8 protein-coding genes are annotated in these 15,356 nt (G+C 37.8%); all 8 read left to right on the top strand.

All coding sequences use genetic code 11. From position 1 onward, the window contains the following. Position 1: 1 nt before the first annotated feature. The 8 genes from K6G87_RS10815 (at position 2) to K6G87_RS10780 (ending at position 15,322) form a co-directional block, all read left to right on the top strand. Positions 2–3,712, top strand: coding sequence for an alpha-L-arabinofuranosidase C-terminal domain-containing protein (locus tag K6G87_RS10815; protein ID WP_296836933.1), 3,711 nt, complete (start codon positions 2–4; stop codon positions 3,710–3,712). Between the two features lie 215 nt (positions 3,713–3,927). Then, positions 3,928–6,966, top strand: coding sequence for an extracellular solute-binding protein (locus K6G87_RS10810; RefSeq protein WP_296836929.1), 3,039 nt, complete (start codon positions 3,928–3,930; stop codon positions 6,964–6,966). Between the two features lie 42 nt (positions 6,967–7,008). Further along, positions 7,009–7,923 carry a carbohydrate ABC transporter permease gene (locus K6G87_RS10805; RefSeq protein WP_296836927.1) on the top strand — a complete coding sequence of 305 codons (915 nt, stop codon included), beginning with the start codon at positions 7,009–7,011 and terminating at the stop codon, positions 7,921–7,923. 73 nt (positions 7,924–7,996) lie between these two features. Next, positions 7,997–8,875, top strand: coding sequence for a carbohydrate ABC transporter permease (locus K6G87_RS10800; RefSeq protein WP_296836924.1), 879 nt, complete (start codon positions 7,997–7,999; stop codon positions 8,873–8,875). A gap of 247 nt (positions 8,876–9,122) precedes the next feature. Continuing rightward, complete coding sequence (locus K6G87_RS10795) at positions 9,123–11,102, top strand: YIP1 family protein (RefSeq protein WP_296836922.1); 1,980 nt, start codon at positions 9,123–9,125, stop codon at positions 11,100–11,102. Next, a complete protein-coding gene (locus K6G87_RS10790; RefSeq protein WP_296836919.1) occupies positions 11,092–13,320 on the top strand; it encodes a DUF5696 domain-containing protein in 2,229 nt (742 codons plus the stop codon). The genes K6G87_RS10795 and K6G87_RS10790 overlap by 11 nt, the downstream gene beginning before the upstream one ends. After that, positions 13,321–14,373 (top strand): carbohydrate ABC transporter permease, encoded by a 1,053-nt coding sequence (locus K6G87_RS10785; RefSeq protein WP_296836916.1) that lies wholly within the window; start codon positions 13,321–13,323, stop codon positions 14,371–14,373. Further along, complete coding sequence (locus tag K6G87_RS10780; protein WP_296836913.1) at positions 14,303–15,322, top strand: carbohydrate ABC transporter permease; 1,020 nt, start codon at positions 14,303–14,305, stop codon at positions 15,320–15,322. Before K6G87_RS10785 ends, K6G87_RS10780 begins: the two co-directional genes overlap by 71 nt. The last annotated feature ends 34 nt before the right edge of the window (positions 15,323–15,356 follow it).

Raw genomic sequence — 15,356 nt, 5'->3', positions numbered from 1 at the left:
TATGGAAAAGCTTTTGAATAGTAATAATCTTATTGCATGGTATCCATTTGATGATAAGGATAATCCGGGCAAAGATGAATCGGGTAATAATAAGGATGCTATGGCGCTTGGAGAAAAAGCTCCGTTTATTGAAAATGTTAATGGAGTAGACGCAGCAGTTTTCCAGGGAGGAGAAGAAGGTACTTCATCATATTTTGAACTTCCTGAAAGTGTCTTTGATAAAGTAAATGACATGACAGGACTTTCAATTTCTGCATGGGTTAATCCATGCGGAAAGCAGGCCGGCTGGGAGAGAATTTTTGACTTTGGAAAGGATCAGAACGGTCCTTATCTGTTTCTTACAAGATTTTTAAGAGGCATATGTTATGAAGAGTCAGATCTTCCGGCTGATGCAGGTAAGCCTGCGCCAATGGGGAAATGGACACATGTTGTTATGACGATAACTCCTTCGATGGAAGGAACAGCATCTAGCGCAGGTCCAAGACTTTATGTAAGCGGAGAGCTTGCTTCAGATGGGATGATAAGCCAGACTTCAAGCGGAAATTATAAGATATTCAGAAGCTTTATGGATATGCTTTCAAACGGAAGCTTTACAAGAAACTATATTGGAAAATCTCAGTATGAAGTTGATCCATATTTTGAAGGAGCAATATCAGACTTTAGAATTTATAATAAGGTTCTTTCACAGGAAGAGGTTATAGATCTTTTATGCGAGAGGCTTTCGGATGAGCAGATCCTTAATGTAGCAAGAGATAAGTTTCTTAATAAGCCTCTTGATATGATCACAGATCATTTGGATCTTCCTAAAACACTTATGAAGGGCAAAGTAGATGTAAGCTGGGATATAAAGCCTGAAGGTATCATCGATGAAAAAGGCGATCTTGGCCCTATCAAAGATGCGGTAAGTCTTACAGTAACAGCTAATCTTAAAAAAGGTGATGCTTCCATTTCTAAAAGCTACAGATCAGAAGCTGTTCCAGCAGGAACAATTCCATATGAACTTACTGTTCATACCAATGAAGATGTTTTAGATATAAGTAAAACTTTGTTTGGACTTTTCTTTGAAGATATAAATCATAGTGCCGATGGCGGAATATACGCAGAACTTGTTCAAAACAGAAGCTTTGAAAATTTTACTTTTAATAATTATAGTGCCAAAAGTGCCGAGAACGGAATATCAGGAGGAAAGAGCTATGCACCGCTTTCATACTGGTTCGGAGATACTGATAAGGTAGAAGTTCTTGATGAGGACACATTAAGTGAATCCCTTGGTTATGATAAGACCTGTAACCTTCATTATATAAAAGCAAGGAGTGATGCTAGGCTTATAAATCACGGATTTTGCGGAGAAAAAGGCGAATGTGCCATGGCTTTTACAATTGGAGACTATTACGATTTTTCCATCTATGCAAAATCAGCTAATGATACATGTATAGAAATAGTATTGCAGGATTCAAAAGGCCGTGATGTATCAGATAAGACTATTATAAAAGTAGAAGGTGGCAAGGACTGGAGCAAGTATACTCAAAGAATAAAAATATCCTGTAAAGATATTTTAGATAATAATAAAAGTCCATTTATGGGTCAGCTTCTTTTAGGTTTAAGTAAAGGCTGCTGCATAGATATGGTATCTCTTATTCCTGAAAAGGTATGGGGATTAAACAAGGAAGCTGATTCAAAGAGTGCTAATGATAATTATAAGGGTAATCCCAATTATCGTCTTCGCCCTGATATAATGCAGAGTCTTGTAGATATGCATCCTTCATTTATAAGATTCCCTGGCGGCTGTATTTCGGAAGGCTCATATACTTGGGAGAATGTGTATGACTGGAAGGATTCAGTAGGAGATGTTGCAATAAGACGGGAAAACTTCAATGTCTGGGGCTATAACATGACAATGGGACTTGGCTATATGGAATATTTCCAGATGGCTGAAGATCTAAACGCAGAGCCTCTTCCTGTTATGGCTTGCGGAGTTTTGTGCCAGGCGCGTAGTGATTATGCAAATCCTGCAGGAGGAAGCCTTAGAGAGAAGTATATAGAAGGTTTCATAGACCTTATTGATTTTGCCATAAGTACAGATTTTGAAAATAACAAGTGGGCAAGCCTTAGAAAGAGCATGGGCCACGAGAAACCGTTTGGTCTTCATTATCTTGGCGTAGGTAATGAAAACTGGGGCGATGAATTTTTTGCTAACTTTGAGATCTTTTATAAGAGGATAAAGGATCATTTGGATAAAGTATATCCGGGATATCCGCTTGTTATCGTATCTACTGCAGGTGCTCAGGCTGATGATGATGCTTATAAGATCGGATGGCAGTTCTTATATGGAAAGCATAAAGGCGTAGATTCTTATATGTTTACTGATGGTACAAAGTCTTTTGAAGAAAAGATTGACTGGTACAAATACAAAGAAGACTACATTGATACCATTGTTGATGAGCATTATTACAGGTCCAATGATTATCTTCTTGAAAATGTTGACAGATATAACTACTACCAGAGAGCTTATAAAAATGATGCAAATGGTAAGAAAGTCATAGATGAAGACAAGTGTCCAAAGGTATTTGTTGGAGAGTATGCATCTACTGACAAAAATACTTTAAAGGGTGCGATAGCAGAAGCTGCTACCATGATCGGATATGAAAGAAATTCTGATGTTGTAAGAATGGCATCTACAGCGCCATTGTTCAATCAGATAGCAACGGACGGAACATATAGGTGGACACCTGACTGTATATGGTTTGACAAAACTAAAGTATATAGAACTCCTACATATTTTGTTCAGCAGCTCTTTATGACTAATCAGGGAGAAAAGCTTTTAAAACTTGATGAAAGAAAGATTGAAGGCGGAAAGATGACGCCTTTAAAGCCTCATGGAGGCTTTACGCTGTCAGCATCAAATGGAAGAGTAAAGTTTTTGGATATAAATGTTACTTCTAATATAGATAAAGAAGTGATCTATCACAAGGATTATAACGAAGGAATAGTACTTGATGGAACAAGTAATACTAAATATCTTCTTTTTGATGAAGTAGATGGCTTTGATCTTAGCGATTATACAGTAAAAGTAAGGGCTGTAAAGCTTGATGAAGATGCAGTGATCGAGATTGGATGCGGCTTTACAAAAGAACCCGGGGATTTTGATGAATCCAGGATAAGTCTGTTTAAGTACTGCATAGGAGATAGCATAAATGGAACAGGACTTAAGGTTTATAAAAACGGTCTTGAAGGCTATACCATGGGTGACTATTCATCAAGCGTCTATGCAGGTAATCTAAGAGCCTGTCATATGGAGAAAGTGGATATAGGAGCTGAAGTATCAGCATCTTTATCCTTTGGCGGCGATAATGGAAAGAAGATCACAGCCTTTTTCGAAAATGGCGGATCTGTTTTGGGAGATCTTACTTATAAGCTTGAAAGCTATAACAGAGACATTTTTGCATCAGCAGTTAAAGATGAAGAATACATTTATCTAAAACTGGCTAATGCAACGGATATAAAAAAGGAAGTTAAGATACTATTCGAAGGAAATAGTTTAGGTAAAGCTCAAGGTATAGTGCTTAGTGCTGACCCTGACCTGGTTGATGTTCCAAATGTCAATGTTCCTGAGACAATCCTTCCAAAGGCTTATGAAATAAGCCTTTGCGATAATATTACTAATATAAAACTTGATCCCTGGTCCTTAAATATAATCAAGATTCACAGGTGATTTTTAACTGAATCTAAAGATACTATATATCGCTATATTGCAAGGCCTAAAAGTGCACAAAAATAAAGCTATCTTTTCTATATAGATAAAAGTAAAATTCTATTGAAAAATCTAAAATTGGGATGTAAGCTTTATATGATAAAAGTGAATTATTTAATAAAAATCTAAAATACAGAAATAAGTAAAACCAATCTTATTACTTGGGGAGCTGTAAAATGGCATTAGTAAGGGGAAATTCTTTTAGCAGTATCAAGAAAACATCAGTTTTATTGACTGCTCTTGCGGTTTTGACATCTTTTATTGGACAGACATCTGTATTGTCTGTCCAGGCATCAGAAACAGATTCAGCTGATATAACAGCTGATACATCTGATTCTCTGGATTCTTCTGTAAGTAGCGAAAATGCTTCTGAGGAATCAGAAGAGTCAAGCCTTCAGCGACTTTCAACCAATTACACAACTATAAGTCAAAAGTATACTTCATCAGGATATCAGGGAGATGATGTTACTTACAAGATGGAAGATGTCCTTAATAAGGACTATGTGTCTTTACTTACAGATGATTCTTATGATTATAGTGACGGAAGCGTAGTAAATGTAACTCATGGTGATTCATTTGAAGTAACTGTAAATGTTCCTGAAGATGCATTATATGAAATAGGTTTTGACTATCTCTCTTATGATGAATCAATCCTTCCTTTGGAAATAGCATTCATGGTTGATGGTGATTATCCTTTTTATGAGACTAGAAGCCTGACACTTGAAACTACCTGGGTTTCTGAACAGGAGACAGATGTTGACCGTTATGGTAATGAGATAGTAGCTCTTCCTACTAAGCTAATACAGTGGGAACATAAGGAACTTGGTGATTCAAGCTATCGTTATTCAGAACCGCTTCTTGTGGAACTATCAAAAGGAGAACATACATTTGAGATCTCTGTAAAAGAAGGTTCCATGCTTCTTGGAGATATAACACTTTCTTCTCCAATAGAGATTACAGAATATACCGGTTCAGAAACAGCTGAGGGTGATTCTCTTATCGTTATAGAGGGTGAAGACTTTACCTATCGTAATGACTCATCAATACATGCTGTAGGCGAGTTTGACAATTCTCTTAGTCCTCTTTCAGCCAAGCAGACAGTTTTGAATGTGATCGATGAAGATTCATTTAATACTGCAGGTCAGAGAGTCACATACAGCTTTAATGTTGAAAAAGCAGGATATTACAATCTTGCAATGAATTACAGACAGTCAGAAAAAAATGACTTTCCTGTATTCCTCGATATAAGGATCGATGATGAAATCCCAAATACAGCATTTGAATCTTATTGGCTGACCAAGTCAACGAAGTTTTCTACCAAAGCTTTTACAGATTCTGAAGGAAATGCACTCAGTGTATATCTTGAAGAAGGCGAGCATACTATATCAATGACTATTAGTGCTGAGAATATCAGATATGCTCTTGAAGAAGTTGACAGGATCATGTCTGAGATAAGCGATCTGTCACTTGAAGTTACTAAGGTTGCCGGCACTAACAAAGATAAATATCGTGATCTTAAACTTACAAGATATATTCCTGATCTTCAGGAAAGACTTCAGGGATGGGTAGATGATCTTTATTCAATAACCGAGCAGGCGCAGGTTTATGTTGATGCTGATGATCCAAGCGAAGTTGCAGCTTTTTCATATCTTCTTATAGCTGCTGATCAGCTTCAGACGCTTGCAGATGAACCTGATGAACTTGTTTACAGAGTAGATGAACTTTCAACAAGTGTTAATTCTATAAATACTCAGATAGCTAACTTTGTTGACATCATGAATGACAATGATCTTGCTATTGACAGAATATATCTTTTCCAAAATGATACAAAGCTTCCATCTGGCCTTAACTTCTTCGAAGGACTTATGATGAGCGCCAGGAGATTTGTATATTCCTTCTTTGGACAGAGCTATTCAGCAAGTAATACAGATGAGTCTCACATTCAGGTTTGGGTTAACAGACCCAGACAGTATGTTGAGATCATGCAGAAAATGATCGATGAAGAGTTTACTCCTTCGACAGGAATAGAAGTAGATCTTTCGATCATGACAGATGCTCAGAAGCTGATATTGTCTAATGCTTCGGGTGATACTCCTGATATAGCGACAGGTATAAATTATTCAATACCTTTTGATCTGGCGATAAGGGGAGCACTCGTTGATCTTACTAAGTTTGATAACTATAAGGAAGTGTTCGGAAGGTATTCGGATGGCCTTTTGGTTCCGTCTGTTGTAGGCGATGGGCTTTATTCTCTTCCGGAGACAATGAACTTTTATGTAATGTTCTACAGGACTGATGTTCTTGAAAAGCTTGGGCTGGAAGCTCCTGATACTATGGATGAACTTATAGCAATGCTTCCTGATCTTCAGATGAGAGGTCTTAATGTTTACTATCCTACAGCTGCAATGCTTGCTATGAGGAACTTCCATGGAACGACACCTCTTATTTTTCAAAATGGTGGAGAGCTTTACGGAGATACAGCTCTTGATATAGAGCTTGATTCTGAGGCATCAGTAGAAGGATTTACACAGCTTACAGAACTTTTTACTTTATATGATCTGCCTGTAGATGTACCTAATTTCTACCAGCATTTTAGAAATGGCGATCTTCCTATTGGTATCGCGGATTTCAATTCCTATAACCTCATACTTAACGCTGCTCCTGAAATAGCGAACTCATGGGAAATATCTCTTGTTCCGGGAATCGTTGATGAAGAGACAGGCGAAGTTCTCAGGTATATGTCAGGTGGCGCAGAAAGTACCGTAATGTTCTCATCAGATGATGAAAGGGAACAAAAGGCATGGGAGTTCATGGACTGGTGGTCAAGCACAAGTGTTCAGGCTGAGTTTGGTCAAAGACTTCAGATTCTCTATGGTGATGAATATATCTGGCCTACAGCTACTCTTGATGCATTCATGCTCCTTCCATATCCTACAGATGACAAGGATGTAATCCTTGAACAGGCACAGAATATTTTGGAAGCACCAAGACTTCTTGGAAGCTACATGATGGAAAGAGAAGTTTCAAATGCATTTAATGATGTAGTAGTAAATGGTGAATCCGTAAGATCTGAGATAGATGAGACGGTTAAATCTGTTGACAGAGAGACAAGAAGAAAGCTTGAAGAATTTGGATATATAGATTCTGATGGCAATGTTCTTGAAGAATATATAACACCTTCTGTTGATAAGGTCAGAGAAATAATGGAGCGATAAGAATAGCAATCATTTCTATCATAAAAAGGGGAAACAAAGAAAATGTTTTTGCAAAAAGCCAAGGTAGGGGCCAGATCACATTCAAATAAGGCAGGATATTTGTTTACAGGTCCTTATGCGATTCTTTTCATAATATTCATACTGACACCTGTTATTACTGCAATAGGTCTTAGCTTTACAAACTTTAATACGATTCAGGCTCCAAGCTTTGTCGGCTTTCTGAATTATGTAAATCTTATAACAGCTGATGATGTGTTCATGAAGTACGTACTTCCAAACACTGTCAAATATGCTCTTATAGTTGGTCTTGGAGGATATGCTCTTGCTTTTCTTCTTGCCTGGGCACTTTCAAATCTTACTAAAGGACCCAGAACAATATTTGCACTTATATTGTATTCACCAAGTATGACAACAGGTGTTGCAATGGCAGTTTTGTGGAAGATCATGTTCACAGGCGACCAGACAGGTTATATCAATTCATGGCTTATGGATATAGGAGCAATAGATGAGCCTATCATCTGGCTTTCAAGCTCTCAGTACCTTCTTCCTATAGTTATAATAATTGGACTCTGGTCCAGTATGGGTATTGGCTTTTTGTCTATCCTTGCAGGACTTTTGAATGTTGATGAGAGTTTGTATGAAGCAGCTGCAATAGATGGTGTTAAGAACAGATTTCAGGAAATGATCTATGTAACGATTCCTTCCATGAAACCACAGATGCTGTTTGCAGCAGTAATGCAGATAGTTGGTGCTTTCCAGAACGGTACGATTTCTACAATGCTTGCAGGTAATCCTACACCGGGTTATGGAGCACAGCTTATCGTAAACCACGTTGAGGACTATGGATTTATAAGATATGAGATGGGTTATGCTGCAGCTGTATCAGTTGTCCTTCTTCTTATAGTTCAGGCATTCTCTGTATTCTTTAACAGGTTATTTGGTAGTGCAGATGAATAAGAGGTTGAAAGAACTTTGATCTTGCAGAAGGGATGCTGCAAATAGACTATAAATTCGCAATATGAGGTGAAAAATGGCTGCTTATAGAGGACACCGGACTAATCCGGATAAATTTGAAAAAGGACAGATAAAGATCTATTTATTAATACTTCCAATGGTTCTTTTGACGGGACTTCCAATCGTTTTCATAATATTTCATGCTTTTAAACCTATGGAAGAGCTGTTTGCATTCCCGCCTAAGTTTATTACAACCAATCCGACACTTGATAACTTCTCAAAGCTTGCCAAGGCTTCAAGAAGTGCAAGTATTCCGCTTAGTAAATATGTATTTAACAGTATATTCATAACGATTGTATCTGTGACTGCTTCACTTCTTTTTTCTACAATGGCAGCATATGCACTTTCCAAGCTTAAGTTTAAGGGAAGAACCATAATGATGCAGATCAACCAGATAGCACTTATGTTCGTAGCTGTAGCTGTTATGATCCCGAGATATCTAATTGTAAATAAGCTTGGCCTTATAGATACATACCTTGCAGAGATACTTCCGCTTATCGCTGTTCCTGTAGCCTTGTTCCTTGTAAAGGGGTTCGTAGATCAGGTTCCGGATTCGCTCATTGAAGCAGCTTATCTTGATGGAGCATCTGAGTGGAAGATATATACAAGCATCATTATTCCTCTTATAAAGCCTGCCATTGCTACTGCAGCTATTCTGGTATTCCAGCAGGTATGGACCAATATAGAATATGCTAATTATTACATCAATGACGATTCACTTAAATCACTGGCATTTTATATGAACACTCTTACAAGTGCAACGACTACTAATACTGTAGCAGGACAAGGTATAGCAGCTGCCGCTTCACTTATCATGTTCCTTCCAAACCTGATCCTTTTCTGTATCCTTCAGAACAGCGTCATGAACACAATGGCAACATCAGGTATTAAGTAAAGTATAGGAACCTTAGTTGAAAATTTATTTTTCAAAAAGAGGATCTAAATAGATTGCTCATACGAATTGGCGTCGCAAGGCTCCGTCAATATCGAAAATAAAAGTCTATCCTTGCAGTTGAGGCATGAGGTTAAAAGTGAAAACTACATTTGTAAAAAAGCAAACGAATCACAGGTTACGAAATACCTTTAAAAAAGCATTTGGTATAGTGCTTACAAGTTTATGTCTTACTTGCACTTTAGGAGGAATGACTGCAAATGCAGATGCTCCTTATAAGACCTATACCGTAGATGGCTATAACTCAGTTACAGAGACTCAGACAGCATACCTTCCTTATAAGACAATAACCAAGATCGGTGATGAAGCACTTCTTACTCCTACTGATTTTACACTTCTTGATGATGGAACTATGTATGTTCTTGATAGCGGCAATAAGAGAGTTGTAGTAGGAGATTCTGATGGAAATCTTATTACAACTTTTGGAGAAGGAACACTTGTTAATCCAAAAGGTATATATGTTACAGATGAGCATATCACTTACGTAGCTGACAGAGATGCAAAGTCCATATTTGTGTTTGATGAAAACGGGGAACTTATTCATACATATGGAAGACCTGATGTGCCGATGTACGGTGATGCTCTTGATTTCCTTCCTCTTAAGATAGTAGTTAATTCATCAGGAACTATGTATGTGGTATGTGAATCCAATACAAATGGTATAGTCGAGATCAGCCCGGTCGATGACGGAACTTTCCTTGGATATTTTGGTACAAATGCTACTAATGCTTCATTATGGACAATTGTCTGGAGAGCCCTTCTTACAGATGCACAGCGTGCAAAGATGGTAGGTAATATTCCTGCAACTCCAGATAATATGGCGATTGATGAAAAGGGTATCATCTACACAGTAACAAGAGGTGAGGGTGATGATACTATAAAGCGTCTTAATATAGCAGGCGTAAATATGATAACTGAGCCTGGTAAGAGTGATACGGTTCCGGCTGCAATAGCTGTTGGTAATCACGATAACTTCTTCGTAGTATCTCAGCAGGGCTTTATATATGAGTACAACAATGAAGGTAAACTCCTTTTCATGTTTGGTGGTAAGGATGATGGCCAGCAGAGAATTGGTCTTTCAACTAAGGCTGAAGCAATTCAGATAAGCAGTGATGACAAGATCTATGTTCTTGATTCAGAAAAGGCACAGATCCAGATATATGAGCCAACTGAATTTACTGATTATCTTCACGAAGCTTTATATCTTTTTTCAAAGGGAAGATATGAAGAGAGTAAGGAGCCTTTGTCACAGGTTCTTATGATGAACAACTTGTTTGATTATGCCAACATGGCAATGGGTATGGCTCTTTACAAGGAAGGTGATTATGAGGGCGCACTTAAATATGCAAAGCTTTCCAAAGATAATGATCTGTATTCAGATGCTTTCTGGGAAATAAGAAATACATGGCTTAAAAAGAACCTGTCTACTGTAATTATAATTATCATACTTTTGATAGTTTTAAAGAATGTGATCATAGTTCTTGATAAGAAAAAGAATATCCTTAAAAAGCCAAGGGAAGTTATTGAAAAGATCAAAAACATTAAGCTTATATCCCAGCTTCGATATATCTTCTTCTATATGAGACATCCTATTGATGGTAACTACGGAATAAAGCGTCAGAACAAGGTTTCGGTTCTTTCTGCAAATATTCTTCTTGTGATCATGATGGTATTTTACATAATCAATAAGTACTTCTGCGGATTTATGTTTAAGACAGTAAGAGAAGGCCAGTTTGATGTTATATCAGATATCGTGATGATATTGACTTTGCTTTGTCTTGTAGTTGGATGTAACTACCTTATGTGTACCATTAACGATGGTGAAGGTAAGTTAAGGCATATATATTGTTCATTTATTTACTCTGCATCTCCGTTTATCGTATTTATGCCATTTATCTTTGCACTTAGTCATGCGGTTACTTATAACGAAGAGTTCTTCGTAAGTTTCGGACGTTTTTGCATGGTCTGCTGGATCGTGGTTCTTGTATTTATTGCGATTCGAGAGATCAATAACTATTCAGTAGGTGAGACCTTTAAGATCATTGGACTTACTGCATTTACGATCCTTATAGTATGTCTGCTTGCATTTATTATTTATGTATTGTGGTCTCAGGTGTTTGATTTCCTGCAGTCACTGTTCGGAGAGGTGGTGTATCGCATTGGCGGCTAATAAATTACTTGGATTATTAAAAAAAGGCACATGCACAGCGCTGACTCTGGCAATGGTTCTTGGCTGCGCAGAATATGCACAAAGGTGCGAAAATAGTTTTTTGCCCGGTAACATAAATGTTGTTTATGCGGCGCAGGAAATCGATGGACATAAGTATGTAGTATCAAATTCTGGTTATAACCTGTATGTGAGCGAAGAAGATCTTTCGCTTGTAATAGAAGATAAGACAACAGGTGCAACACTTGAAAGCTATCCTACGTATGATGACGGACAGAGCAATGCAACCTGGTATGGCGCGATGCATTCAGCAGTTGTTATGACACTTATAAGTGCTAATGATGACACTAAGCAGGCAGATCTTATAAATGATGATGTCACAAAGACTATAACTTATACAGATACGGGCTTTTCGGCAGAGCTTTACTGGAATACTTATAAGCTTGGAATGACTCTTGAAGTTTCTTTTACAGATGAGGGCCTTACTACAAGAATTGCAGAAGATTCGATCAGGGAAGACGGGGAATCATATTATATAGGAACTGTTTCAATGTATCCGTACATGGGAACATCTTATCTTGATGATAACGAAGGTTATATGTTCATTCCTGATGGAAATGGTGCTCTTGTTTATCTTGATGATAAAGAAGGAAGATTTTCAAGCGGCTATTCAGCACTTATATATGGTGAAGATATAGGTTTTGATGAATCCGAAGTTAATACGCTTCTTCTTGACAGATATAATACGATAACTGATCCTCAGCAAATCCTGGCTCCTGTTTTTGGAATTGCTCATACAGATGATCAGATCGCCTTTCTTGGAATCGTAGAAGATGGCGCACAGAGAGCTGATATCAATGTAATGCCCAATGGTGTAAGCGTTAATTACAACAGATCCTATGCAAGATTTATTTTAAGAAAGCTTTATACACAGCCTACAAGTAATAATTCTACATCAGGTTCACTCCATGTATATGAAGCAGACAGAAGCCATTCTGATCTTCAGGTAAGATTTAAGTTCTTATCAGGTTCTGATGCAACTTATAGCGGTATGGCATCAAGCTACAGAGATTATCTTCTTGATGGCGGGATGCTGACAAAGCAGGATGTTTCTTATAACACAAGAGTAGATTTTCTTGGAACAGAAAGAGAGTCATGGCTCTTGGGAACAAGCGCAGTTGTAATGACAACTACAGATGATATAAGAGAGATCTATGATGATCTTGAAGGAAGCGGTGTTACAACGCTTATGTCAGTATACAAGGGCTGGCAGGCAGGAGGCCTTTATGATCTTCCTATTACTAAATATAAGGCTGATGGCAAGATAGGCGGAACTTCTGATCTTACAAAACTCATTCAGGAAGCTGAAGCTGATGGAATAAATCTTTATCTTTATGATGATGCTCTTATCATAAATCCTGATGAGCAGAATGCGACTTTCAATGTTGTTAAGAAGGTCAACAAAAGGCGTTATGAGTATGAGACCTACAAAGATGTATATGACACATTTTTGTATATAACACCATCTCGTGCAGATACTGTACTTAATAAGGTTTTAAATAGCTATAGCAAGGAGGGTGTTAATAATCTGGCAGTAGCAGGTATTTCTAATACAATGTATACCTACACCTACAGCGGAACCAAGTATACAAGATTTGATACAGCAGCTTCCTATAAATCTACTATCGAAACCTTATACGGATCATCTGATCTTGTGCTTGAAACACCTATAGCTTCTTACTGGGCTAATACCAAAGCATTCCTTGATATGCCGCTTTATTCTTCAAGCTACATTTTAGAGGATGTTGAAATACCATTTTTATCAATAGTACTTACAGGTATCATGCCAGTGTATGCAGAATATGTGAACTTTGAAGCCAATAAAAATGAATTCTTCCTTAAGATGATAGAGTCAGGAGCCTTCCCTTCATTTTATATAACTAAGGAAAGCTCATCTGAACTTATCAATACTAATTCATGTGATATCTATTCTTCAGAATATAGTTCATTTAAGGATACGATCATAGCTTATGACAAGGAGTTCAAAGCTCTTCACGAAAAAACACAGGATGCAGTAATTGTAAATCATGAGCTTCTTGATAACAGCGTAACCAGAGTAACTTATTCTAATGGAGTTGTAATCTATATTAACTACGGTGAAAGTTCACAGACTGTAGATGGTATTACGATCGACACTATGTCTTACGAGGTGGCAGAGTAAATGAAGATTTTAGGGAAAAAAGAAAAGAAGCCCAGGATAAAACTTGGAAAATTAGAATCAAGAGAAGCCAGAATGGGATATCTGTTTGTAGCTCCCTGGCTGATCGGAGTTCTGGCATTTTTGCTTATTCCACTGGTGCAGTCTTTTTACTACATGTGGTACAACATCAGGATCACTCCTAACGGAATGAAGTTTACCTTCCTGGGAACCGGTAACTTTACGCAGATATGGCTTGAGAATCCGGAGTTTCCACAGCAGCTTGTAACTTATATATGGCAGACACTGGTTGAGGTTCCGATCATAGTTGTCTTTGCTCTTATGATTGCTATGATGCTTAACGGCAAGATAGTAGCAAGGGGGTTCTTTAGACTTATCTTCTTCCTTCCGGTAATCATTGTATCGGGTCCTGTTATGAATCTTCTTGTAAGTGAAGGCGCATCAAGTATTCCTGCAATGGATACTCAGGCTATAGTATCAGCCATGGAAACATTTCTTCCAGCTTCAGCAGCAGAGGGAATCGGCGAGATCTTTTCAAATATGATAATGATCCTGTGGTATTCGGGTGTTCAGATACTTATTTTCTTGTCTGCACTTCAAAAGGTTGATCCTTCAATGTATGAAGCAGCCAAGATTGATGGTGGTTCTGAATGGGAATGCTTTTGGAAGATAACACTTCCCACTATCAAATCAATGATTTTGTTATGTTCGGTATACACGGTAATATTCCTTTCAGGTAATGAACAGAACGAACTTATAACTATGATCAAAGATGCCATGTTCTCCGGAACCAAGGAGAAAGGTTATGGATATGCATCAGCAATGGCATGGATGTACGCACTTGTTATTACGATCATCACACTTCTTTTCTTCCTGCTTCTTGGATCCAAGAAGGATCATTATGACAGACTTGTAAAGAAGCACAAGAAACAGCTTAAGAAAGAAGAAAGAGAAGCAAAACGTATAGAAAGGAGGGGACGAAGAAATGCAGCAAGGATGGAAAAAATCCAAAGAAAAGGAAAGTTCACAACCTATGATGGCTCAGGCGACTACTAATAAGGATTTAAGAAGTTTTTTTACCAAAGAAAAGCTTCACAGATTTATGTTCGGCACAAGAGAAAAACAGGGAGCCGGAAAGATGATCGTGATCTATGGTCTTCTTATCTGCATTGGATTCGTATACTTGTACCCTATTTTCTACATGATTAGTACCAGTTTCATGGATCAGAATGACCTTCTTGATACATCGGTCAAGTGGATTCCAAGTCACTTTTATCTTCAGAATTATATAGATGCAGCTACATCACTTGACTTTTGGGCTTCATTTTTTAAGGGAATTTTGATAGCAGGTCTTCCGACTCTTTGCAATATCTTTGTTGATATGATGGTTGGATATGGATTTGCCAGATATGAGTTTAAGGGCAAGAAGATAATGCTTGGAATACTTATTTTCTCATATATTCTTCCAAGTCAGGTAACAATGATCCCAACATATGTTCTATATAACAATATGGGTATTCTTGGTACTATATGGACTTTTGTACTTCCGGCTCTTTTTGGAAATGGCCTTAATGCTCCTATATTTATCCTGATATTCTATCAGTTCTTCAGACAGGTTCCAAAGGTTCTTATGGAGGCTGCAGCAATAGACGGAGCAGGTCACTTTAAGAGGTTCTTCAGGATAGCGGTTCCATCAGCGGTTCCTGCAATTGTAACAGTAGTTTTGTTTTCCTTTGTATGGTACTGGAACGAGTCATATCTTACAGAGCTTTATGTACAGGGACTTTCAGGTAACAGTATCTGGACAAACCTTGTAGTACAGCTTAAGAACTTTGATTCATCATTTGCTTCAAAGGCAACTGTTGGTTCAACGGCAACAAGCCTTAATGAATCTGTTCGTATGGCGGCTACATCACTTTCAATAATTCCGCTTCTTATCATGTATCTGATCCTTCAGAAGCAGTTCGTTGAAAGTATTGACAGAGCCGGTATCACAGGTGAGTAAAAGTGTATTAACCTTTGCTTTTATAGCATGTAAG

The sequence above is a fragment of the Butyrivibrio sp. genome (genome assembly GCF_024699075.1).
This window is presented reverse-complemented; position numbering and strand designations above follow the sequence as displayed.

Coding starts and splice junctions, on each gene's coding strand:
- K6G87_RS10815 (WP_296836933.1), top strand. CDS start 2: ATGGAAAAGCTTTTGAATAGTAATAATCTTATTGCATGGTATCCATTT.
- K6G87_RS10810 (WP_296836929.1), top strand. CDS start 3,928: ATGGCATTAGTAAGGGGAAATTCTTTTAGCAGTATCAAGAAAACATCA.
- K6G87_RS10805 (WP_296836927.1), top strand. CDS start 7,009: ATGTTTTTGCAAAAAGCCAAGGTAGGGGCCAGATCACATTCAAATAAG.
- K6G87_RS10800 (WP_296836924.1), top strand. CDS start 7,997: ATGGCTGCTTATAGAGGACACCGGACTAATCCGGATAAATTTGAAAAA.
- K6G87_RS10795 (WP_296836922.1), top strand. CDS start 9,123: ATGACTGCAAATGCAGATGCTCCTTATAAGACCTATACCGTAGATGGC.
- K6G87_RS10785 (WP_296836916.1), top strand. CDS start 13,321: ATGAAGATTTTAGGGAAAAAAGAAAAGAAGCCCAGGATAAAACTTGGA.
- K6G87_RS10780 (WP_296836913.1), top strand. CDS start 14,303: ATGCAGCAAGGATGGAAAAAATCCAAAGAAAAGGAAAGTTCACAACCT.